Below are 24,615 nucleotides of genomic sequence, written 5' to 3' on the forward strand. Positions count from 1 at the left end.
ACGGGCGCGTCTCCCAATTTTCATTGAATGTTCGGTAGCAAGATGTAGACACCGATGATGTCGGGCGGCAAAAGCGACTTGACAGAATAACTTCCGCGCGCTTGTGCAGCCTCGCGAACACGCCTATGGTCGGACAACAGTTCCTGAGCTCGTCGTTCGGCGAAGGCGTTGATTTCCGCAGCACGACCAGTTAGGGACAACAATGCGCGGGTGATCTCTCGCTCCTGGACAACAATAGGCGGATCGCCGACCACGGGTAGCGCTAGCAACGACAGAGCGTAATCGGAGTAGCTGAGGCCCTCGTCGGTCCCCTGCCAAGCAACTGCCGTTGCTTCCTCAACGAGCAAACTACTGGGCCTAAGGCCCGTCGTCGTGAGCTGGTGACGTGCACGTAGCAAGGCTATGACTGTGCGCGTTGTCACCGGGGCGATCCAGCATCCCGTTCGCCCTAACATCGCCGGATCGGAGCTTTCAAGGTCCGGGCCTGATGCTAGGCTCCGCTCGAGCAGTGCGTCCGCGAGCACCGCGATGAGCGGATGACTTCGAAGGACCGACATGCAACCCCGCGCGGGATACACGAAGTCCACGCGCAGCGTGCCGGTGAGCCCTTCCGCCTCCAATCGTTCCTGAATATCCTCCGGAAGTCCGAGCAGCGGGACCTTGTAGCCTCGCTTCATCGATTCTAAACCGGCGCCGAGCCGAGCGAGCGCGCGACTCGCGAACCGTCTGACGTCGTCATCTCCGCCAATGGCTGTTAGAGTGCGACGCCACTCTGGCATGACATCGTCAGGCCGTAGTCGGCCCTGGGCGAACACCGTACGATTACGCTTGGCGGTCTCGGCTACGTTCCGCCAGACCAGTTCAATTTCGCGCGCTTCAACTCGATCATAGTCGAAGCTAAATTGTTTCTGACGACGATCGCCGCGCAACAGGACTGCACGCATTAGTGCTTGTGTAAGTCGATGGCCGTCGTCGGGCAGCGGCACTGAAACGCCGAGCTCGCGCCGGATACTCTCCGCTTTGCGAAGGATCACTTTCAAGACGGCTCCGTCGACAGGGTTGTCCTCGCCGTATATCAGGCTCGCCCTGACGGTAGGACTCTCTTGACCGAATCGATCGACTCGGCCTTCGCGTTGTTCGTGACGTGTCGGATTCCAAGATAGATCGTAGTGGACAACCGCGTCAAAATATTCTTGGAGATTGACTCCCTCGGAAAGACAATCAGTGGCCACGAGCAATCGGCGCTCGGCGGTCCCGAGTGCTTCAACACGTAACTCGCGTTCGGCTGATGTGAATTCACCGGTGACGACCTCGACGGCGACGCCGGTAAAGCGCCCGTCGAGCTGTCTCTTCAGGTAGTGCGCCGTGGGAATGTAGCGACAAAACACGACCGGGTTGAAGCCTTCAGCAATCAGGGATTCTAGGTGCGCTGTCAATAGCTTGAGCTTCGGGTCTCCGCCCTGTCCCTTCAGCTGCTCCGCCTGCTTAATGAGCCCACTAAGCAACGGATCTGGCATGATTATTGGCGATTGTACGTCGTCGTTTGGTAGAGCGTCAGGTGTACCATCAAAGACTTCGTCTTCAAGTGCTCCCTCGTCAACGGTGACCTCATTGCTCTGTCGGTTTCGCAATGTTTCTGCCGCCGCAGCCGGACTTGAAGACGCACATCGCATAAGCGCGAGCGTTCCCCAGAAATTCAATCTTCGCCGATGCTCGTCTGGTGCGCCCCGCTCAACGATTGAGGCGCAATAGTCGAGGACGTTATCGAAGAATGTACGCCACGGTCCGGAAAGACTGTAAGTCAGTTCGGCGGTTTCACGGCGCGGGAAGAGTCTCCCCTCTTTCCACTCATCAATGTCCGGCCGCCGCCGTTGCACAAAGTGCCGAGAAAGTTTTTCGCGTAATTCCTGACGTCTATCTTCCCTTGCGCTCGGGAGTTGCTCGAATTCCGGATCTAGTAGGCCCAAGAGGCGATAGAATGCGGCTTCGTCTCCACTGTGCGGAGTCGCCGTCAGCATCACTAGGTGTCGGTCGATAGACTTCGAGAGTTCGCGAAGCAACTCGTAGCGCTGGTGTCTGCCCTTGCCGACCGCAGCACAAGTGTGGGCTTCATCTACAATAACGAACTCGGGACAGGCGCGAAGGAATTCGCCTCTCCGTTTGTCGCTCTTAATGTAGTCGAGGCTCACGACTGTAAACGAGTGCGCCTCGAAAATGCCTTCGGTCGGCGGAAGATCGCGCTCTAACCGCGCCGCGCTTGCCGCCGTAACGGGGAGGGCACGAATATGGAATGCTCGCTCCAGTTCTTCTACCCACTGCTCAACGAGATGTGGTGGACACAGCACTGCTATGCGCGAGATCTCGCCACGATCAAGTAGCTCCCTTGCGATGAGTCCAGCTTCGATTGTCTTACCGACTCCGACGTCATCAGCGATTAGTAGCCGTACTGTTTCAAGCTTCAACGCCATTAGCAATGGGACGAGCTGGTATGCGCGCGGTTCTATCGACAGATGCCCAAAGCTGCGAAACGGCCCAGCGCCGCGACGCAACGATAACAGCAAAGCGTCCCGCAACAACATCGCCGCGTCGTGGCTGGCTTTCTGCGTTGCAACCGGCGCCGGAAACGTTGCGGGCAGCACCGGATCGAGCTCAAGCGGAAGGTAGATGACCGTCTCATCTGCTCCGGAGCCCGACAGCGGGCGCACGCGAAGCACGTCAGCATCATGCTCGAGCGTGATCCACTCACGACCTCGCGCACGGACGAGGGTGCCGGGTGCAAATCGTTCGAGAGCCTTCATTACAACTCGAGCGCCGATTCCAAGCGACTAAAAGCGATTGGCCACTCAGCCTCGTCCTCGCCGAACGCTACAATCAGAAAGCCTTGATCTTGAAGGGCGACTGCGAGCGTGGTCGAGACCTGACTCAATAATGCGACTACGTAGTGCGAGCGCCACACTAGTTCCACGCCCTCTCCGCCAATTTCCAACGGTTCCGAGTCAGGAGAGGGCAAAGAGCGCGGTGTAACTAGTTCAAACCAGCGCTGCGAACGCGTGTTCATTTCAGCATCGCTTGGAGATTTCGCGTTCTGTGGCAAAGCGGCTCCGGTTCTAGCAAGAAGTGGCGATGTTGTTGATGCGGCTAATCGAAGAAGTATCTCCTTTGCTCCATCGTCCCGGCGATCAATAACCTCGTGGTCCGGTTGATTGTAATATGAAAGAAGACACCTGTAACAACCCGCTACGCATTGGGTCGCCTGGGCAGTTTTAAGTTCGTTGCTGCTTGGCAGAATTTCGCCATCTTCTGGCAATAAGTAGTGCATGATGCGCAGAGCCGCCCGTGCGATCTGGCGGAACGCTGCACCGTCCATTACGAGTCTCGTAAGGACGCCGGCTCCCCCTTCGCTGGCTTCATACAAAAGGAACCCAGTACGTGCCTCGCGGTCAGGAATCGGTTCGGCGAGAAGCTCACCCTCCTCCAACTGGAAAAGTGATTCGATTCCTCGCAGCAACGCATGCTGTACGGTCGCGAGCGTGGTTTGGGAAGCGTCTTCCTCGGCTGGCAAGATCAAAAGCGCGTTCTTCTGATCCTGGACGCTCGGCACTATCCATTGCCGCGGCGTAGTGCTAGGGTCGTCTGGATCCGCATTGTCATCTTTGTTACGAGCCCAATATCCGGACACGGGATCGATCTTGAACCCGAGTTGCGTGCGATTGGCGCGTCGCCGCAGGCCCTTGTTAAGCCTGGTGATTGTCGCTCCTGGTCCATAAGACAGGCGCATGATCACGCCTTTATCGTCTAGCGATTCCGCGCGCCGAACGTCCAGACGGCGGTCGCGTTCAGCCCATTGAAACGTCGTCTGCAAATCAAAACCCTGGCGTTGTCGCTCCTCATCATTTGCAGTAATTCGCTCGGCGGGCTGCGTCGCGACATTTTCGATTCTATAAGCGTCACGAATAATCTCGGCGTCATCGAGTGATCTTCCGCAGCCACGGCACGTTGAAGCATTCTCATCGAAGTGGCCAGCTCCGCAAACGCAACAGATGCGAATCGACCTCGTTGGCAGTCGGTACTCCGCCGTTGCTCCGTCCCGGATGCCCAATGACAGCATAGCGCGAGTGACGCGGTACGCTCTGCCCTCATGGTACACGAGACTACGAGGACCAAACTCTGATAGCGCGAGGAATCGTGGGCGTTGAAGATAGCGTCCATGCCCTTCGGTCGCGGCGGGGATGTACGCCATCAGCGGCAACCTTGGGAAGTTATAGCCCGGAAGGAAGCCTTCTGTCGCAAGATAGCGGTATGTGTAAAAATCGCTCGAAAAGCTGCTGCTACCCTTTTGCAACAAATCGAGTTGGTCGAGCGCCTGGTCGTGACGGCTTTTTGCTGCGCGTTTTTCTCGGGGAGGGGTCGCGTAGTCATCCATCGTTCGTCGTGCCGCATCGCGTTGTTCTTCTGCCGCAGCGAAGAGGTCGCGCCAGCGGTCGAACGCGGCCTTGAATCGGTCAAGCGCCTTCTCTACAGTCTCGCTCGCATACGCGTCGCGCCCAGAGTACCAGTCCGAGGTTTCCTGGTTCAGATCATCGGAGAGCATTTCGAGCACATTTGCAATCCGTTGCAAAGCTTCGGCTGCGACGTTCGCTGAGGCCATGGAGCGCAGAAGATCCGTGCGAACCGGTCTGCTGGATTCGCTGAGGTCGAGCAGTTCAGAGATTGACGGGTCGAGTGGTATCTCGGTGCTCGCAAGCCAGATAGCGTGCAGGTGGCTGTCCACTAGCTCACGATTTGCAAGGTCTAAGAGTGGCGGGCGCACTTCGCCATGCACCATAGCACGTGGGTTTCGGAAGAAGTACTGATCATGCGGGCTCTGCGCCGAGCTGTACGTTATGACAAGTGCAGGCTGGCCACTCCGGCCTGCGCGACCGCTACGCTGAGCATAGTTCGCCGGCGTGGGGGGTACGTTTCTTAGATAGACTGCATTTAGTGCCGATATATCGACGCCAAGCTCCATCGTCGGCGAACAGAAGAGGACCGGAAGAAAACGTTTGGCCTCTCCCAAAGCGCGAAGTGCCTGGTCGTCGTGATTTAGTTCCTGACGCTCCTTATCGCCAAACTTAAAACGCTTCTCGCGAACCTCTCGCTTGTCTTGATCCACCTGAGCGGTATGCTCGCGGGCCTCGAAGCTGAACAGAGCATGGTCTGGTCGCCGTAACATATGCGCCACGGCAATATAAAAATTCCTGAAAAACACGTTTTCCCGTGTGGATGTAGTATCGGAAAGCGCCGACGCGTAGAATCGAACGCAACCATCATTTAATTTCCAGCCGTCTCTCTCAAACGGGGTTGGCTCCTCTGTGATTAAGCCGTGCCTTACTGCGGCGCGCAGCAAAGCCTCCAATATCTCGTCGTACTGTTTAGTGTCAATGCTTCGGGTAGCGTTCGAGTTTCCCCAAAGGCTAGGCCGCTTCAGCTCACGGCCCAGCGAGCTGCGTGCTCCACCGCGCACAATCATATCCTCATCGCGAAGATTGTTTTCACGGCGAGTTGGTGCTTTTATGAAGAGCCACCGTGACGGTCTGGGCTTTTCGTCGAGGCTGAAACCCCACGGCGAACGAAGACGGCTATGCGATCGCGAAAGCAGTTGCTCGGTAGCGGTCGATTCGAGAACCGAGCTCCGAATTGCCATCCCTCTTCGCATAAAGTCCAGCAGCGTTCTATAGACGTCGCGACGCACTCCCACCGGCGCGTCACGCAGAAGGGCTGGCGCCTCACGAAACAGCTCGTCGTCAGACGCTAAGTCATCGATGCCTAGATACTCCACGCGTACAAGATTAAGTTGTTCTAGATTTGGGTTTGTGTATCGCCATCCGCGACGCTGATCGAACCAGCTTCTGTATGCGAGAACATCGCGAAGCGTTCTTTCAGCTTCCTGTAAGTTAAAGCCCCGCAGATCTGGCTCGAGTAACCACTCGGCACGCATGTTTGCATCGACTTGATCAAAACCGAGAGCGTGCTGTTGAGCTGCTCCAAGCTGCTCGCTTCCGACACCCGCGCCACCCGCGTCCTGAAGGGCAGCTAGAAATCCCGCACGCACTAGACTTACAAAGAGGAAGTCATTAAAGTGCCCCGCCTGTAGGGCGGCATCCTGACGGTTATCGGTGAAGCCGAGCAGCTTTCGTTTCGACAGCTCTAGATCGGAATGCGGACCGTTCATCCATCGGAGAGTCGATCCAACGAGTACAGTTGTTGCTGAGCTTCTACCCTCTGCCGTTAGAGACGCGAGGCGAGTGCGGTCCCGCGATGAACCTTGATACGTTGTCTTGCAGCGCAAGCAAAGGCGAAACTTTCCGGGAAGAAACCACGCCTTATGACCAATCCCAACTTTCCCGGTTGGTTCTACGTGCAACGAAACCGGACGCGCGTTCCGATAGCTCGGCTTTAAACGCGGTTTGCCCGCGCTATTGGTATCAATCCACAATTCGGGGTAATCTTCCCCATCGATACGATCGTTGAACGTGAAGTCCGAATCATCTGGATTCAACATCAGAAAGCCGAAGCGCTCGTGGTCATCCTCTGTAGATGGATCGCTGTCGTCCGGGGCGTCATCGTCAGGTATGGCGCCGTCGTCGATATCGCGAGCTAAAATAGACTGCCCTTGGATATCGGCTAAGAGCCGAACTGGATGATATTCCTGGCCACACTCTCGGCAAAAGTGCACGGTGTAAAGTCTCTTGTCCTCGGCGCCTGGAAGAAATTGTTGGCCGTCAACGGTAATGGTTCGCTGCCCAGCAGGCTCAAGAGTAGCGAAGCAGCTCCCTGCGCCCGAGATAAACTGATGCAGTTTGAAAGCAAAGAATCCACGGCTGCTTGCGTGAATGTCATCGCAGCGCACCGCTTCCGGGATGCTTGAGAGTAGCAATAGATTGCGCAGCGCGAAGCGACAAGCGTCCTCGGCGCGATCTGCGTCGACGCTCAAACTCTTAACCGCATCGCTAACGGTCAAAGGTTCCGCGCGTAGCCAGCGCTGATCCGTTTCGGACCACTTGACGCCAAGTGTCGTCTCTACCCATATCACTAGCGGGTGCACCCGCAGGGCAGCATTGGTAATCGAAGACTCGATCCCGCTATCAATCGCGACGCCAAGTGCCGCTCGCACATTCTCAGCAGTCTGCGCTGGATCCGTGACGCGCTCGAGAGTCTCTGCAATGACGTGAGCTTCGCTTATGTGCGTGGCAAAAAGCTTGGAGGCAACGGACGCGACTAACCTGTTTTTATCCTCTAGCGATCCCTCACTGGCCATGGTTGCCGAGGTACCGATGCATTGAAGGGCAGTCGGCTTTAATCGATCCCGAACGCGACGAACCAAAAGCGCGACATCTGCACCTTGCCGCCCCCGATATGTATGCAACTCGTCTAGTACCAGGAAGCGAAGTCCCGCGCAGTTTCCAATGACTCGTCGATCGACATCCTCCTGACGTGTCATGAGGAGCTCGAGCATCATGAAATTGGTTAGTAGGATGTCTGGAGGATTGAGCGCAATCTGCTGGCGCTCTTCGGCCGATTCCTGACCCGTATACCGGGCATATGTGATCGGTCCTGGGTTGCCTGCGTTGCCAAGATATTTGTCGAGCTCTTCCTTTTGACTATTTGCCAGCGCGTTCATCGGATAGACCACGATGGCGCGAGTCCTAGGAGTCGCGTCGCGTTCTTTCTCTCGTAGTACCGCGTCGATAATGGGAATAAAGAAGCAGAGCGACTTTCCAGAACCCGTTCCTGTCGTCACGACGAAACTGTCGTCTTTCACCGCGATCGCTTGTTCCTGATGAAGGAACAACGGCAGTGACTCCCCTTCCGGGTGGTCTTCGGAGGGCGGCGTGCGGAAGATTACCTCGCACTTTGGATGTACTGCGCCGAAACGCACAAGGTCTGCGACTGTATTTCCCCGTCGGTAATTCGGATTGATCTGAATCAGCGGTTCGGGCCAAAACCGACCGCTATCGTAGATAGCCTGAATTCGCGATCGAATGTCAGGAGCATGGACAAATGTAAATGATGTCGCGAACTGGCGGTATTCGTCTACGATTGTATCGCGTAGGTCAAAAACGTCCATCTGCAGCACCCGACTAAAAGCTAAGCAAACTCGGGACCCAGTCTTACATGAATCCGCTTGGCCCTGGTTCGCCGTCCTTCCGAGAATGCTTGCGGCCAAACACAGGGTCTCGTTAGCCATGGGCCTGAGCCGCACAGCAGGCCGCGGGCATGAGCACGCGGCCATTCTATCCGACCGTAACGTCAGCCAGGCCGGCCACCAGGAGTAAGCAGACCGTGAACTGGTTCGGCCTTGTTGCCGTGCGGACGGCCCCGCGAGGGGCGCTATTGGGCGAAGCTGATTCGACGTGCCACCCGCAGGTGGGCATAGGTTTCGAGTCGGAACGTACATTATGAAGATGCGCTACGGTTTTGCGCACAGTCGGTGAAGGTGCCTGGCATTCGGCTGTGAACCCGCCGCGGAAGTCGCGCGACGCTTACGACTTACTGGCTCTGATCGCGAATATTGCCATAGCTGGCGGCACTCTAGTCGTAGCAGTGGCCACGATTGCGGCAGCGTGGTTCGCACGGGGACTCTGGAGCGAAACGCACCTTAACGCACTCCCACAATTCGACGTGAAAGCTAATATTGGCAGCGGCAAATCACCCGACACTGTTACGATCGCAAATGATGGCGATTTCGCAGCAACCAATATTTCTGCGATGTGCTATTTTCGCCAGTCGCAAGATCAGCCGGACATGAACTTCACTCCAATAGCTCGCCGACCGAGTGAGATTATCAATCGGCTTTCGAAAGGGAATGGGCGAACGCTCTTTATTGGATCCTCATGCGCCCACACAACCCCGGAGACAATGAGGGAAGGGGACGAGGTTTGCGTTTTCCTTTGCTATCAATCAGTAAGTGGCGAGACTCAACCGCCGGAAAACTGGATATTTAAAGTGGTCAAGATCGCTCCGGGCTCTTTGTGGTTCGTTGATAACAATGGGGAAGACGACGCGCTGGACAAAGATTACTTCTCCGCCATGAACAACTCGGAGATCTGCCCTGGAAAGGTTCAGCCTCCGACGGCAAATCCGCCCGCGCCCTAGACTTGCTCCGCCACCTCTTCGCGGACGATGGATGCGTTGACGACGACGGTATTCAGCAACCTTATAGATGGCCTTCGCCGTAAAACTCAATGACCGGCGCGCATGCCATTGTTTGCCCAGATTAGCGTGACTTTAGCTTCGAGTGTCGAAGGGGAAATGCAGTAGGAGGTTGAGACGATATATGCCCAGAGGACAGCGATCGAATCTTTTACCCATCGCTATGGCGCTAAAAGAGCCGGTCGAACGCGATTGGTTATCGGACACCATACGACAAACGGGCGCGAACTTACGCGCCACGGACGACACTGCATTAGCTGGCAGACTTCGCGCTCAAGGGCTAGCTGAGGTATTGCAAGCACCGCAGCGAGGCAAGCCGCCACCGTCAGGCCGCACCAAATATATTCTCAAACTCTATCCTAACGCCGATGCGCCGCGAGTGGCGACAAAGTCACATGTGTTGAAGCGCCCGTCAGCACGCGGTGTTAAACGCATCCCTTGGTATCTCTTACTTTTATTCGCTCAAGCTGCAGCGGGGGAATGGTCCAAGCAGCGTTCGACCATCTCGAAGCAACTCGACGAGGAGATTGAATCGCTCGAAGCACAGTTGCGATCGACGAAAGATCGCTCGGAAAAGAAACGACTGGCCGATGCGCTACAGACCGCGCTACATGCAGACGAAAATCTTGACGCTGAAATCAACAAGCGCGTGTACGCCAGACTGGCGAATTCACACGAGCCGTACGCGGAGTACGTCAACGCCGTCGATTGGTTGGCCCGACGGTAACGCTTGCCGACGGTACGTTTTAATTTACACTAAGTCCATTTGGAAAAATCGATTAATGGGCGATCCCAAGTCAGCTCTGAAGTGCGCTCGCCCGGGGCTGAAACAATGGCCATCGACTCAGTTAAAAGTAGGTTCAAGCGAACCGTACGATAGGCGTACGGTACGATATCGGACAGAAGTAACTTTCGCTAACGGCCGAAACGCCTCTTGGGGTTTGTTGACGATGTATTTGACGTCCCCAGTTTCAGACCGGATGCGTGATTCGCAAGCACCTGGACGCCTCGCCCAGATGAAGCTACCAACCGGTTTGCCGCGTCAATCGTATGTTGACGTAAAAGCGCATTGGATCGATGCGCCATCGGGGGCACAGTTATATCGCGGGTAGTAAGTCTTTTTCAGGGATTCGGTACTTAACGACGTTGTCCGAGATTTTATGGATGTCGGGCCTCCCCGCATAGCTTTTGGCCAGATCGTAAACGGTTTGACCGATCTCGCTAGCATCGTCGGAAATAGGCTTCGCTCGGGAAGTTACATAGTAACCTTCTCCCTGATACGTAACCTCATCGCCGACCGAAAACTTCAAAGTTTATCCCCTGTCTCCGTGGCACATTTCCACTTTGAATCTGATGGGGCCTCGCGCCCGGCTTAGTGCGGCCGGGAGAAGCGTTCGGGCTTCCAAGCGGCGTCCTAAGCGAGTAGCCCGAACCAGGCGGTTTGACCTCGCGACAGCCTTTGTGCTACCGCCAGGCTCATTCTCGGGCGCAGATCTTATAAGATCTCTAGCTGGAAGCATCCGATCGCGGGCGCCAGAGCAGGACACCCACCGCGAACCGGACCGAGGGCCCTGGACGGCAGGTGGTATGCCGACCGGCTCGGCCCCCACAATGACGTGGCGTCGAACGCGGGCAACACGTGCCGAAACGCGACAAGCATCGGCGAGCGGCCTCCTACGAGCGCGTTTAGGAAGCCAAGTAGGCAAGGTGGTTTTGTTGCACTGCATCTAGTAAGTCTCCGAAATGATTAGTGATTTTGTCGCAAAGTTCTTCTTCTTCGGTGACGCGCTATCCATGCTCGAGCGGACCCTTTGGTACGGGTTTAATGCAGACAAAGCTGGAATACCGGAGGTGGGCTTCATGATTGCCCAGGGGAGCCAAAACCGGCTGATCCCTGATATTGAGACGGAGTGTCAAAAGCTAGGACTTTCGATGACGCTTCACGCGATTGGAGAGCTCCGCCGTACTCTCAATCCCGCTGGAACGCCGAATCCGGCAGCCGTTTTGAGCCGTTTGGAAACACTAAAGTTTACGGCAGCGAATGAACTCAAGCAGCACTACTTCCTATATGTTTCTTCGAGCAATGCGAGTCACTTCGTTACGCCACTCAACGGCTGGACCGACGTCGTCGCACGATTTCCGACTATGATCGAAGATATAGAAGAGGCTGAGAAATGCAACTCGCTTGCGCGATCAACCGCCGCCGTATTTCACCTCATGCGGATGATGGAAATCGGCGTTCAAGCATTCGGAAACGCATTAGGTCTCGTGGGAACCCCGCATAAGACTTGGGGCGCCATATCAAACGAGATTGGGCGCTCCAATCGATAAACTGGCAAGCTCATCGCCGAACGAAAAGGCGGTCAAAACCAAGATGCACGAATTGAACGCTCATCTAGATCATGTGCGATGGGCATGGCGCAATCCCACAATGCATCCCGCACAAAGGTACACAGCGGAAGAGGCGGCCGACATAGTCAGCAAGGTAAAGGCCTTTCTTACCATTCTGGCGACAGCGATTTAGCCGCAGGAGAATCCAGCGACTAGCTTCGGCGGATTGAATACCTTATTCGCGACCAAGGTCGCTTGTCAGGAAAGCGAGCAGCGATAAACTGTGTCGACGAGAATACACTTTGACTCGGAAGTCTACTGTCAAACCGACAATGAAGACCCGGAGAAAGCCTGCGGCGAGATGCCATGGCCGGCCGCCGAACTGAGCGCTTCATGCGTTCATGGCTATAGTGTTTCATTTGAGGCCACAGACGTGGTTCGCGCTTTCTCAGCCGGCCAGCGAAGCGTCGAGCTGCAAGCGCGGAGCGAGTGCTGGGGGCGAAAGGGAGACGCCCGAAGTCCCGCTGTGATTCTGGGATACGCCACCGTAACAATCATCTCTTAAATGCCAGTGAAGATACCGAGCTAAGGCGCAGTCGTCAGTGGCATGATTCCGGAATGTACTTTTACGCGAATCATAACAGGACGGAGCGCTCTTGAAGGGAGTGGTATAGCGAGTACGTGGATGTTGGCGCTGGTTTCCGGGTCGCTCGGCGCCCTGCTCACACTCGGCTATCAAAGCGTTATCACATTGTGGCGTTCGAGACAACGCGAGTCGGTGTTGATACGACAAGCTATTGGTGCACTTCAGATGCTGCTGAGTTCAGTAGAGAACATGTCCTATAAGTTTCCTGATCGCGGCTAGGATGAGGCTGCGTTTGCGCGGACTCTCACATTGTTTTTAGCATCCGACCTAGCGGATGTACTTGATCGTTTTGATCCAAAGTTCTACTGGAGATTGAGCGACGCCGAGCAACATGAAGTCCTTGCGAATGATATCGTTAATCGCAGAGCGCGTGACATCGAGCAACAACGTCTTGAGCAAGTCGCTGCGGGGGATGACGATCCGCTCAAGGCAGAGCTGATTAGGTTGAACGAAGAATGCCGTGCTATTTTGTGGGACTTGCATCAACGGCTGGAATCGATGCTGAAGAGTCGGCGGTATGCGGCCCACGAATGGTTGCGCTCATTGTCGTGCGTTACGCGAATTAAGTATCCGGAAATTACGTCCGACGAACTTGCTTAGTCGCTAAGAGGTCAGGACCAAATCGCAAAACCGGCAGAACGAGCAAGGTGAACCACAGATAATGCTCGTCGTGCTAACCATAACTAGATGCATTCAGTTTGCAAGCACCCCAGGCAAAGATGACGGAGGCGCATCAACGGCGATCGGACTACCGTCTTCAAAGTGAGCACCTGGTGCCCGTAGTTGTTCATCCGAGGAACATCGAGATGGCACGCCAACCTCACTCCACTCAGTCTGGAGCTCGGCGGTGAACAAGCACGTTACCTCTACCAGCTTGCACTATTCGAATGTCGGTTAGTAGGTGTGCTGGTACGCAGCGCCAAGCGACGCCTGGTTGAGCGCCATTTTGTTCGCCCTCTTATCGACAGACGCCGCATCACGTATTTGCGCGAGCGATTCTACCGAGTCACACAAAGACCGAAGCTTTGCTTTAACTCCTTCAGCGCATCGCCAAAACCCACCGCCAGCACGAGGCTGTCTAACAGTGCGTCCACAGCGTCGAGAGCTTTTACCAGTGCGGCCGCGGTACCAGAGTCTAAGAATTTCTGCACCCTGTCGTGTATGAGGCTCATTTTGAGCTTCAACTGTTCTCCCTCGAGCCCGTAGTCGCGTTGAACCTCTTTGGTGCATTTGTTTTCAATGACACGAATGAAGTCTTTGATGTAGCCCGATTTTGTCAGCTCGTCCCACGCCGAGATAAATAATTGCTTCAACCGTGCGGGCCGGAAAACAAATTTACGTTTTAACAGCGTTTCTCCGTAGATCAGATCGTCGATAAACTGTTCAATGTCCTGGACAAAGCGAACGAGAATACTCGTGGGATCTTCTTTAAAGTCAGCGGCAAAAAAGTCATCGGCAAAATACATTAGAGCGAAGCCTCCTTCAAGCGGAATTTCTGGTTAACACCCCTTCTCGCTTAGCTTCTCGGTCCCCGGCCGAATGCGCCGTGGTCATCCATCCAGCGCAGGATCCATCGGCGAAATGAGCGCGATCGGCATCCTTGCACGCCAGCAACGCTTTTTCCCACAGCCTGAAACTCGTTTGACGTGTAGCCTTCGCTCATGCCCGCCGTGACCACACAACGGGTTCAGGCGGATGCGATAGCCCCGATTGTCGGTAGCGTTAGAACTCCTTCCCATTCAGTTTCTAATCGTTCGGACTAACGCGCCGTTGTCGGCAATCCGACGCAACCCATCGGCCGAGAAAACAGGATCGGTGTCTTTACAAAAACCAGAAACGCCTTGCGGACCGTCTAAAGCTCAGTGGACGTGCCCACCCTCTGCCATGCGGCCAAAGACCCATGACCGACCCAGGAGATCGACTGTGCTACAATCGATACTCGTAGGGAGTCGGCTCGTGGTGAACTACTGCAACCGGCGATCGAACGTCCCGTCTCTGTAGGGCCGCGTTTCAGCCTTTCAGCGGAGTATTACCAAGGTATGAACAACAACGGCAAACCAAACCTCACCGTGATAGTGGGAAGCGGCTTTTCGCAAAGCGTCGGACTGCCTTCGACCGACGCGTTGACCAACACGATCCGGGACACGCTAGGTCCGCCCTTGGACGACAGCAGATATGGATGGGTTCCTTGGATACATAAAGAGCCGCTGACGTTCGCTCAAGCAATGGGGCGCTTCGCTTCGAGCTACTATTCCCGACCCAACTTTGAAACGATCCTTCATTTAGCAGAGGCAGGACTGGCTTATTCTGCAACGCGATACTGGATCCAAGTTCGAGACCAAGCGAAGCCAGCATATGGGGCGTTTACCATTCCCAATCCGCAGTGGGCAGACTTCTTACAGGAAGCACAGCAAACCGATCTTTTGGATTTTATCAACACTTCGGTTGACCTGATTGCCAAGACGTTGGCCGAGGCTGTTAAGACAATCGAGGATGCGCGACTCGCTAGTTTGCGACGCATAATCGATTTGCTCTCTAAACATTTCAATGTTACTTTTGCGACTCTCAACTACGACGAGCTTTTGGAGCGTTGCGTCGACGAGTGGGTTGACGGCTACGAGGACGACGGACGCCACTTCAACCCGAACTTACTTATGCGAGCAACCGACAGTCCGTTTATCCTGCATCTTCACGGTAGTGTCCGGTTTTACTTCCTGCGCACCAATGAACACACCCGGGAACAGATTTGTCGCGCACCGACCTGGACTTTTGATGGCATTCAGAACGCAACGCGATGGGTTATAGGGCCCGCTACCGCGCAGTCAGGGGAAGCTCTGACAGTTGGAACCATGATAACCGGTCTTAGAAAAACAGATAAGGTGTTGCACCCGCCATACGGATATTTTCAATATAAGTTGCAGGATGCCCTTATGAAGTCACCACGCCTTCTCGTACTTGGATACGGCGGAAGCGACCTGTATCTAAACGGGCTAATCACGGAAATGCGAAGAATCCACGGGGATAACATTCGGTCAGCATTTATTGTGCAACACGAGATCGATACGCCGGCGACTAACGCGGAGTATGCTCCAGCGATATTTTCTGGATTCAACGATCGCCCCGGCGTCGAAGGATTCTTGAGAGCTATAGACATTGCGAGCGCGGCCGGCAGCCCATACATTGAGCCCAGCTCCAAATGCGCTGTATTCTCGTGTGGGATTCCCCTGACCGGAAACGCCTTTGATACGATCGTCGATCACCTACGCGAGGCCTAGATGCCCATCGACGAAACCGCAACGTTCTTCTTTGCACTGTTCTGGGCAGCGATGACGGGCGCAGCGGCACGCTTCAAACCGTTCGATTCCGCAACCGCTTGGGATGAACACTTCAAAGGGACAGCCGCGAGAAGGCTCGTGCTTGCGTTCATTTTCCTAGATTTCATCCCGCTGATACTTTTCGTTCTCTGGTTATCATTCGTAAGATCTCACACGTGGTTGTCAGCCGTAGCCTCGGCAGCGGCAGCATTGTCGTTATTCGGAGTATATCGAATATTTATCGGAGTCGTGCTGAAGTGTAACTGCGCCGCGGAAGACGACGAGGTAAAGGCTGAGCTGGTTACAGTCGATCGAACGGACGGTTCGAAACTAAAGGCCGAGATAAGATTTATGCCACGTAAGGAAGGCAGCGGTCTTGCCAACCTTTACACCGGCCTTATATGGACGGTCGGCTTACTTTCGGTCGCTGCTTTGATCGCATGGCGATCCGGGAACTCGGTTGTAAGTGATCGTTTGAGCACGAGCACGAGAACGCGCGTCGTTTGCACAGGTCGGTGGACCAAACGGCCGTCGCAAGTCCAGCTTTCATGCCAAACGTCCGGCTCCGATTTAACGTATGACGTTCGGCTAGATTTGCAATGAAAACAGCGCGGCAATCGGGTTGATAATCGAAGGTTATGGTACTGCCGTATAAGCGAAACGTGCCGAACCGTACGTCACAGTGCGAAATGGCCACGGAGCGCTGGCGACCCATGATCCCTCCGAGCTCGGGGGCACGCAGCTGCCGACAGGGCCATTCGTCTGTTCGATCACGGCGGAATACAGGACCGGTGGCAGCTCGGTTATCGAAAAATCCGCTAATCGACTCGTCCCGCTCGACCCAGCCTGTGACTTTCCTTACGTGTCGGCCGCGAACCGGTATCCGTGGCACCGCTGTGGCACGGGGTCCGCACGTCAGGCCGGTTTGGGACGGGTTTGTGCACGATTTGAAACGACGAATATCACTGCAGGAGGAGCGTGGTTACGGCTGTCTTTGCTTCCTCAGCCTCAGCGGATTCAGATTCGAATCCCGTGCCGCACCTAGTGTTCAGTTATTTTGGTACTTTTAGCTCGCAGAGAATGGAATGAGCTTCATCCCGCGATGTTCCAATCTGCTATGTTCCGTCGGGCGAGCACACGCGTCAGTCAGGGGCTCTAGAATTTGTTGAGTCGGAATCGCGACAAGGGCTATGGCACGAAATTTAGGGTCGAATCGGAGCAGCGCGCGGAGCTAGCGATTCTACATTCCAGCGATCGTATCGATATCCACAGTCGACGCACCAACCCCCTTTAGCGACCTTAAGAACTAGCGATCGGCGAATCGCTACTGTACCGCCGCAGCTTTGGCACCTTGCGTAACTGGCGTTTCCAAGCCTCGTCGAAATGCCCATCGCCGTCAGTTATTCATCGGTCCGGAGCATGCCTATTTGCATCGCTACAAAACCCGAAGACTGATGGAGCGTTTGGCCTGGCTGAGGGGTCTTGTCTTTAGGCGTTCCTCCAATCGATCGGCTAGGGCTCCCTTCGCCCAGCCAAGTGGAGCCAATCAGTAGCCAAACCCCGCGACATGGGACGCAACCAGACGAGATACGGACCTTGAATCAGGCCAACGTTGTCGAGGGAAACGGCACTTGCCGAGACCCGCCGACACTGGCCGGGACAGTGGGGAACGGATTCGATTCCCGCTAGCGCTACCAGTAGAAGCTCGTTGTCACGGGCTTTTTGGTACTCACGTTCCGCGCCGTAGATTAACCTAAGTTGAGCTGCCCAGTTAGCGTAAGTCTTCATTCGCTTTATTCGCCCTACCGCTGCCCCTCGGGACGAAAATCCGGTGGGCCTCGAGCACGCATTGGTTGGTTGCATTTTGGTTGCAAGCGGCCTGAACCTCACTGATTCGCCGTGAGGGCTCGTCTCGCGAAATCTGCCGCTTTCTGAACGTACCGACCCTCAATGACCTCGCACGATACAGCGTTCGTAACATTTCAAGACCGCTGCATTCAACCGCTGAGCCATCTCGATAAGTGTTAAGTGCACGTTTAAGTTAAGGAGATCGACTAGCGCTTCTTTATCGTCAGCACTACGGTCATACGACTATTCTGCCCTACTTCGTCGCTACGCGCCGGATGTAGCGACGCGCCAGGCGTAAAGTAGTCGCCGCCTAGTCAGCCAGTCGGGGGCATGCTGCGATCACTTTTATCCGATGCGTCTTCTAGGGCAGCCTCGAGCGTCGTGTACATAGGCCACAGCTCATCGAACTGGACGAGGCTAAACAGATGGCGCAGCTGAGGTTAACAAAGCACCGGTCGGGCTGGTCGGAAGCCACTCCCTGCTCGGTGCTTTTTCATTGCCACGAATTTTGTTAGGCAAATGAAGTTGGCGTAGGCTATGCCCGACGCGTCTAGGACGACGTAGGGTCGAGTGTACGCGTCCTCCAGTTCCAGCGCCAGGCCGTCGCACGAGGCTATGTTCGGCAGCTTCGAGCCATACAGTTGCGCAGTAGATCCCCAATCCGGCGACCCGCGGTCGCTAACATTCTTTCAAAGTCTGGTGGCGCGGGGAACCTAGCGATCTTCAAGCACGCATCCGGGCAGCCTATGTTCTACACCGGCGGCGACGTCAATTTTGTTTTCTACGTGGCATAATGCACCTACGGATGGAACGCTATATTTCGATGGCTTGAGCGCATCCGAAGCGTTTCGGTACGCTACGTTCGCCGATGGAAGCTTTAAGCTTATAACCATTCAAGTAGCAACCGTGAACTTTCCGGGACCTTTGGTGTGGTCGAACATCGGAGGAACGATAGACATCGCGGATCAGCAATCCACTCCGCCAACGATCTATCGGATAACTCGTTCGGAATGGCTTAAAGGGTCAACGCAACTGCAATGTAACAACTCATCCGGATCGTGTGACTTAGAAGGAATCGTTATCGAAGGACGTCGCGTCCTCGTCGATGCAATCGGTCCGGGCGTTGAGGGGTTCAAGTACCGCCCAGGGCGGTCGCTCGGTTGTGACGATCGGCGCTCAACAACTCTCGCAACCATTCGGATTGGCAATTAGCTCAAGTAGATCCGAGTAGTGCCTAATCTTGCTCGAAGGTTCGAGCTTGCCGAAATACAATGCCAAACCTTTCTTCATCGTTGTCGTTCGAGGCCTTGCATTTGGGCAAGCGTATTCGCCTTCGCCGCGGACGTGACACACTTACGGCCGTCGCCTCGATAGTTATTTCTCGAACTTCCCTAGGCGCTTCTAGCCGTTTCGATCGCTTCGGCTCCAAGTGGGCTCGATTCATGTCGCTATAGCTGCCCTCGAAAAACGGGTCTGGGCTGACACGGTCGAGGCCATCGGCCACGCCAAATCCACTAACAAAGGTGCGGGATGGCATGCCGCTCACGTGCTCTCGGGATTGGCTGGTTAACCGCGGTCGGCAACAGGACATAAGTGGTGTTAATCATGCACGTATAGGAAGGCGTTGCGAGACTGAGCTTTTCGAAGTTCGAGTAGTTGAGCTCCCGAATGTCTCCGAATCGCAATGGAGTCGGCACTGATTACGAGAACCTGGAAACATGATAAACAACACGTTTGGTGTTTTCGCGGCCGCCGTAAATCGTTTCGTATCCTCGCCGGCCGCGACCGGTTCGGCCTTCCTAGTCGTTGTCGTTTGGGCGCTGTTCGGTCCCGTGACCCATTATTCGGACGGTTGGCAGCTTCTGATCAACACGGGGACGACTATCGTGACGTTTCTCATGGTTTTCGTACTCAATAATGCGCAGAGTCGCGACACGACCGCAATGAACGCTAAGCTCGACGCACTCATTCGCGCTATCGAAAAGGCCGACAACCGCCTCATCGGCCTGGAGACGAGACCGCCAGCCGAGGCTGAGGCCATTACGGCTAAAGTGCTAAAATCAAAAGAGCTTGATTGAGCGACTTCTAATAGTAGGGAAACCTACCGCACATGAGAGATAAGCTCTTGATCGATGCGCTCAATCGTAAACATCATTGCCGAGAAGACGTCGGCGAAGTAGCGATCTCTCAGGTCAGCCGTCTGCTCAGCAACGTGGAATCGTGCAGCCTCGAAGTCAGTTTAGTGTGCCGGTCGCCGGTTCTCGTAAGTTAGGAAGGATCGCTGCATTGAAAGCGCACGCGCCTCAATGCGTATAAGCCCCATATGGGAGCGGAGACCTAGCGGCCGGCGCCAACACCGATCCGGGTTGGGAATGCCACTCGCCTCCTACCGAACGGCCATTGGAAACTAGTTTCACCTAGAGTCAAATTTAGAACCGTCGCTGAACCACGAACGTTTGGCGCGAGACTTGTAGAAGCCCCTATCGGACGGGTGCGGCGGAATCGGCCCCCACGTAAGTAATTTTCAGAAGATGTAAGTCCAAAGCATCTAGTCCAGTGTATCGAACGATTAGCAAAAAGGATCGGTTGCGCGTCTTTCCTACCTTCGGAATCAAGACTCCATAAGCGAAGACCGGTTGGCGTTGCGTCTAACCATTTACCACGGTGCCGCCGTTAACGTGGATGGTCTGGCCAGAAATGTATGAGGCATCATCCGAAGCAAGGAAAATGACGGCGGCCGCTACTTCGTAGGGCTGTCCGGGCCGCTTCATCGGTGTATCGGCGCCGAAAGTTTCGACCTTTTCGGGTTTAAACGTAGCCGCAATCAGGGGCGTCCAAATCGGCCCGGGCGCTACCGCGTTCACTCGGATTCCGCGCTCAACAATCGCGTTAGACAGTGCGCGGGTGAAGGAAACCAAGGCACCCTTAGTCGCCGAATAATCGAGCAGGCTCGGATTGCCCTCGTAAGCGGTAATCGAGGCGATATTAATTATCGAGGAGCCACTGCCGAGGTGCTTTAACGCTTCTTCTACAGTGAAGAACTGCGAGAAGACATTAGTCCGGAACGTCTTCTCGACCTGTTCGGCGGAGATATCCTCGGGACGCTCCGTCGGATGCTGCTCGCCTGCGGCGTTTACCAGGACATCGAGCCTGCCGAAACGCTCGACAGTCCTCCTGATAAAGCCTCGTGCAACGCTTTCCTTGCCGATGTCGCCGCTCAGCAACTCGCACTTCCGGCCCTTTCCTTCAACGAGGCGACGAGTTTCCTCGGCATCCTCATCCTCGTCCAAATAGGCAATGGCGACGTCGGCACCTTCCTTCGCCGCGAGGACTGCCACCGCTCGGCCGATGCCGCTGTCGCCACCGGTTACCAAAACGACCCGATCCTTCAGCCGATTCGAACCGGGCGTCTTCGAGTCGGTCTGAGGTTGCGGCCGCAACTCATCCTGACGCCCCGGCTGATGATCCTGAGACTGAGGTGGCAAAGTCTTCGTCTCGCTCATTGGTGTGGTGTACCCGAATGGGACGGCCATCACTCCAAAATGGTGTGTTGAGAGGAGAAGAAGCAATCGGTTCGTTTTGGTAACGCCCCGCTCGCAGTAGCTTGGCCAATCAGACGGGTCTCTGACAGTTTCCGCTGCGGCCGCGTGCGAAGGGACACAGCCCCTCGACGTCATCTCGACTAACGGCTAGGAGCCACCGGCGATTTTGCTCCCGATCGAGAGTTCAGTCGCGCAGTGGTTCATAGCCGGTGGAAGCGAGATAGCCTTGCCGTATTTAGTGATCTTGCACGCCCGCTAGCTGGCAGGACGCTGCATCAAAGCATTTCTAGCCCCTGCTTTGTTTCGGCGGCCTTTGGAGGATCGCAACAGCTTCTACCGCTGCGAGCCACGGTCCGGTCCTTAATCAGGGGTCTCGCGAATGACACGAAATTCACATTGCACCACGCTCGACAATCGACGGTTAGCAGTTAGGGCGCTCCCGTTGAAAACGCGACGGGCAACTCCACTCGTACAACGTTGCCATCTTCGTTTCGTGAGACACTGACTTCGCGGCTCAATCGTGAGATGATGTAGAGGCCTCGGCCCCCTTCGCTATTCGGAGGCGGCAGCTTCGGAGCAAAATGAAAAGGGGCGCCGGTATCGATTACCTGTAGGGTTACACTGCCTCGTTCGTTGCCCCATATGCTTATTTGAATTGGACCGGCCGCATGGCGAATCACATTAGCGATCAACTCTGCAAATATGATGAGCGCGCTGTCATAATCCGAATCCGGAGTACACGCCGCACGTAGAAATTCTAGGTAGCCCTTTCGCTCTATCAGTGCCTCTTTGGCTTCGTCGGCTTGAAACTCCCAGTCAGGCGCGAGCATCTGTTTTCCCATCTGTGAAAGATTCGGTCAACATCCGCCTCCGCGAATCGACCGTGCTACAGCTCTACCCAACAAACGTGAACTACTCATCAGACTACTAGGGGTTCGATCGGACATTTTCAATCACGAACACTCGATCGAGTTCCAGCAAACCAAGCATTCTGGCAACACTGGGTGCGACGTTTTGTAGTCTAAGATTGGTATCGGGAATCTGTTCGCGCCACGAACGGAGCTGTACGATCAGTACACCGACACATGAGCAATCGATAAAATCGGTCATTGCAAGATCGAGTACTACGTCGCTGTGTGGCTCGGTTTGTTTGAGTTCCGCTCGCAGGTCGTCTTTGCAAGCGATATCGTAATAGCTACTTTTGAGCTGTAGCGGGTTTTCCATGGCGTGTAAGTGGCCCCCTTCGATCGATTGACTCCCCCATGATACTGTACGAACCGCCGGCTTTCTGCATAAAACCGAGCAGAACGAGTACGGCGTTCAAAGAAGGCGAGCGAGAGCTTTTTCGCTGTTGATAGCCGGTTTGCAGACTTGAAGTCCAAGCGCGCCATTGACGCAGTTGGCACCGCATCCAGGGTGGATTTCAGACCTATGCTATCAGGGTACGCGGTCCGCACCGGCGCATCTGGCCAAGTGCTCGCAGGCTGGAGGTTTCGAGGCAAGCATACGGCTGACCAATGTTCACAATAATGTGTGACACATTCGGACATTAGAACTTTTTTTGTGACAGGGTGAACCGCTGTTTGAACGCGAAAAACCAACTACTCGACGCATCAGTCCAGCGAGGTCGCGGTCTCAGCATGGAGCAGCCGTCGGACCTTACCGAGCACCTGGTTTCAGCCGACGTGCTATGGAGCAGGCAAGAACGGACTCGGCAGTGTCTCCAGAATCAGAGAGTATCACAACGGGCAATCTGTTTCTCGATCAGCTGCCTCGGAATGTTATTGAAGCCGTTATGCTATCGTTGAAGTCCGTATCGCTCAAACGCGGTGAGACTATCTTCGAGCCCAACAAGCCTTTTGAAAAGTTATATTTCCGACCGGTAGTATTGTCTCGGTCGTCCTAGAGATGCTCGACGACGAAACCGCCGAAGTGGGCCTTGTCGGCCGCGTGGGAATGACTGGGTTGTCGATCGCTTTAGGGCAATCCGCTGCGCAGCAACCGGCAATCATACAAGTACCCGGCGAGGCACAATGTTTGGCGGTAACCGACCTCCGAAATGCCCTCGAATCGCAGCCGGAGCTGACGGCTGCCGCGCTTCGGTACGCGCAGGCGACCATAAACACAAGCACCTGTTTGTCGGCCTGTAACGAATTGGACGCAACCAATGAGCGTTGCGCCCGCTGGCTCCTCATGGCGTACGACCGAGTGAACGATGATGTGATACTCCCGACGCAAGAATTTCTGAGTCAAATGTTCGGCGTGCAAAGGACGGGCGTGAACGTTGCGGCAGCGCACTGCGAGAGGTCGGCTTCATTTCCTAGCCTCGCGGTCACATCACCGTTGGTCAGCGTTGCGGCCTGGAATCGGCCGCGCGCGAGTGCTACGACAACATCACCAAGCATAGCGAAGCGTGATGGAGTATTCCAGAAAGAAGACAAGCTGGCACTCCGCACATCGCACTGAACGCCGCTTCCAGACAGGCACACGCCAAGGTCCAGTAGATGCCTTACAGCCACGCGGCGCATCGCAGTCACGAGAACGCGCCAGCGAACGGCGCAGCATCAGCCGTGTGAAAGCAGATCTGCGAACTATCTAGAGATGCAGCGAAGTTTAACGGAGCTTCGTTTAGTCACACAATGCAGAGGGCAACGCAATGGAAGCGCGTCAAACGTCGCCGCGTGTTTCTAACGTTAAGGAGCAGTGATGAATAGCTTACGACAAACCTCCCTCGCAGTGTTCGCCTTTGCCGGTGCTTTAGCAGGCTGCGCCGGGAGCAGCCACAGCGATTTGAACCCGTCTGCTGCAGGACCAGCAAATCGGTCGACGACGCAAGCGCTGAGCCAACCGGATCTCGGCGGCCGCTGTTCAGACGACAACGGCGTACGCGTTAAACCGTGTAATGTCCAGCTGACGCTCTCGAATCCAACGCAGACGGTGACCGCAAAAGGCGGCATGAACGGCAGCTTTACCGTGCGCGATATGAAATGCACGAGAAATGGTGTGGCTGAAATTGCAGGCTCCGGTGATACCTACCAGGTCACGGCCGGTACGACTTCGGGCACGTGCTTTGCCATCTTCGTCGACCGCAAAGGTAACGGTAACCGCGTCGGAAAGGCACGCTTGACGATCTCTAACAAACTATAGAATGGAGCGTTGGCGGCTCGCGCCGGGATCGGGCCGCCATTACGCGCCGATAATAGATCGCATACGGGTTAAACTCGAGCGTATTCGAGTTTTCACGGTACCGAGCGGGATGTTCCAACGTGCGGCTATATTCGCGTGCGAGCGCCTGTGGATAAATGACTCGCGGAGTAAAGTTCGATTTTCTTTAGGGAGGCCGTCTAGCGCATGCCATACGATCGCGCCTTCAATGTTGCGTAGAGCTACTTGCTCGGCACTTTCCGCGACGCGCCCATCGAGGCCGCTCCGGTGTTGTCGATGCGATGCCCTACGGCGAACTGCGTCGATTGCCGCATTTTTCGTGGCCACGACGATCCACTTTTTGCCGCATGCGGCATCGTGCATGGACGTTCGCAAAGCCCACGCCTTGCAAAATACCGTTTGCACCACATCCTGAGCTTCGTGAAGGTCGTTGGTAATATCTAGGGCCGTTACGTACGACAGTGCATAATGACAAAGATAAAATCGATTGAAATCGAAATCGTCCATCAACAACGGCCTCCAACCGTTTTCTGTTCTTCCGTCGCGTCCGTGTGACTAAACGCGATGATATGATGGA

The 24,615-nt window shown here is 55.2% G+C and carries 14 protein-coding genes; 6 read left to right on the plus strand and 8 right to left on the minus strand.

Annotated elements, in window-relative coordinates:
* Positions 1–20: 20 nt before the first annotated feature.
* Together VGF98_14655 and VGF98_14660 are read right to left on the minus strand one after the other, a co-directional pair.
* Positions 21–2,798 (minus strand): helicase-related protein, encoded by a 2,778-nt coding sequence (locus tag VGF98_14655; GenBank protein ID HEY1682884.1) that lies wholly within the window; start codon positions 2,796–2,798, stop codon positions 21–23.
* Positions 2,798–8,107: a DEAD/DEAH box helicase gene (locus tag VGF98_14660; GenBank protein ID HEY1682885.1), complete on the minus strand. Its 5,310-nt coding sequence runs from the start codon at positions 8,105–8,107 to the stop codon at positions 2,798–2,800. Before VGF98_14660 ends, VGF98_14655 begins: the two co-directional genes overlap by 1 nt.
* 386 nt (positions 8,108–8,493) lie before the next feature.
* Between VGF98_14660 and VGF98_14665 the strand changes: the two genes are divergently transcribed.
* The 3 genes from VGF98_14665 (at position 8,494) to VGF98_14675 (ending at position 11,523) form a co-directional block, all read left to right on the plus strand.
* Entirely contained in the window at positions 8,494–9,135 is a 642-nt protein-coding gene (locus VGF98_14665) for a hypothetical protein (protein HEY1682886.1), read from the plus strand.
* A gap of 457 nt (positions 9,136–9,592) precedes the next feature.
* Positions 9,593–9,919: a hypothetical protein gene (locus VGF98_14670; GenBank protein ID HEY1682887.1), complete on the plus strand. Its 327-nt coding sequence runs from the start codon at positions 9,593–9,595 to the stop codon at positions 9,917–9,919.
* A 1,016-nt stretch (positions 9,920–10,935) separates the two neighbouring features.
* Positions 10,936–11,523 (plus strand): hypothetical protein, encoded by a 588-nt coding sequence (locus VGF98_14675; GenBank protein HEY1682888.1) that lies wholly within the window; start codon positions 10,936–10,938, stop codon positions 11,521–11,523.
* Positions 11,524–12,436: 913 nt separating this feature from the next.
* Here the strand turns inward: VGF98_14675 and VGF98_14680 are convergent.
* Entirely contained in the window at positions 12,437–12,697 is a 261-nt protein-coding gene (locus VGF98_14680; protein HEY1682889.1) for a hypothetical protein, read from the minus strand.
* A 470-nt stretch (positions 12,698–13,167) separates the two neighbouring features.
* Positions 13,168–13,635 carry a hypothetical protein gene (locus tag VGF98_14685; protein ID HEY1682890.1) on the minus strand — a complete coding sequence of 156 codons (468 nt, stop codon included), beginning with the start codon at positions 13,633–13,635 and terminating at the stop codon, positions 13,168–13,170.
* Positions 13,636–14,208: 573 nt separating this feature from the next.
* Here VGF98_14685 and VGF98_14690 point away from each other — a divergent pair.
* Positions 14,209–15,444, plus strand: coding sequence for an SIR2 family protein (locus VGF98_14690; GenBank protein ID HEY1682891.1), 1,236 nt, complete (start codon positions 14,209–14,211; stop codon positions 15,442–15,444).
* Positions 15,445–19,049: 3,605 nt separating this feature from the next.
* Positions 19,050–19,409, plus strand: coding sequence for a low affinity iron permease family protein (locus VGF98_14695; GenBank protein ID HEY1682892.1), 360 nt, complete (start codon positions 19,050–19,052; stop codon positions 19,407–19,409).
* Between the two features lie 570 nt (positions 19,410–19,979).
* Here the strand turns inward: VGF98_14695 and VGF98_14700 are convergent.
* The 3 genes from VGF98_14700 to VGF98_14710 form a co-directional block, all read right to left on the minus strand.
* Positions 19,980–20,834, minus strand: coding sequence for a glucose 1-dehydrogenase (locus tag VGF98_14700; GenBank protein HEY1682893.1), 855 nt, complete (start codon positions 20,832–20,834; stop codon positions 19,980–19,982).
* 467 nt (positions 20,835–21,301) lie between these two features.
* Entirely contained in the window at positions 21,302–21,715 is a 414-nt protein-coding gene (locus VGF98_14705; GenBank protein ID HEY1682894.1) for an ATP-binding protein, read from the minus strand.
* A gap of 85 nt (positions 21,716–21,800) precedes the next feature.
* Positions 21,801–22,097: an STAS domain-containing protein gene (locus VGF98_14710; GenBank protein HEY1682895.1), complete on the minus strand. Its 297-nt coding sequence runs from the start codon at positions 22,095–22,097 to the stop codon at positions 21,801–21,803.
* Between the two features lie 1,482 nt (positions 22,098–23,579).
* On the opposite strand from VGF98_14710, the gene VGF98_14715 reads away from it, so the two are divergent.
* Positions 23,580–24,020: a hypothetical protein gene (locus VGF98_14715; protein ID HEY1682896.1), complete on the plus strand. Its 441-nt coding sequence runs from the start codon at positions 23,580–23,582 to the stop codon at positions 24,018–24,020.
* A gap of 39 nt (positions 24,021–24,059) precedes the next feature.
* Here VGF98_14715 and VGF98_14720 read toward each other — a convergent pair whose 3' ends face one another.
* On the minus strand, positions 24,060–24,545 hold the full coding sequence (locus VGF98_14720) for a sigma-70 family RNA polymerase sigma factor (protein ID HEY1682897.1): 486 nt from the start codon (positions 24,543–24,545) through the stop codon (positions 24,060–24,062).
* Positions 24,546–24,615: the final 70 nt, after the last annotated feature.

Origin of the sequence: Candidatus Tumulicola sp., from assembly GCA_036490475.1 — a bacterium.
In the GTDB taxonomy this organism is placed as follows: Bacteria; Vulcanimicrobiota; Vulcanimicrobiia; order Vulcanimicrobiales; family Vulcanimicrobiaceae; genus Tumulicola.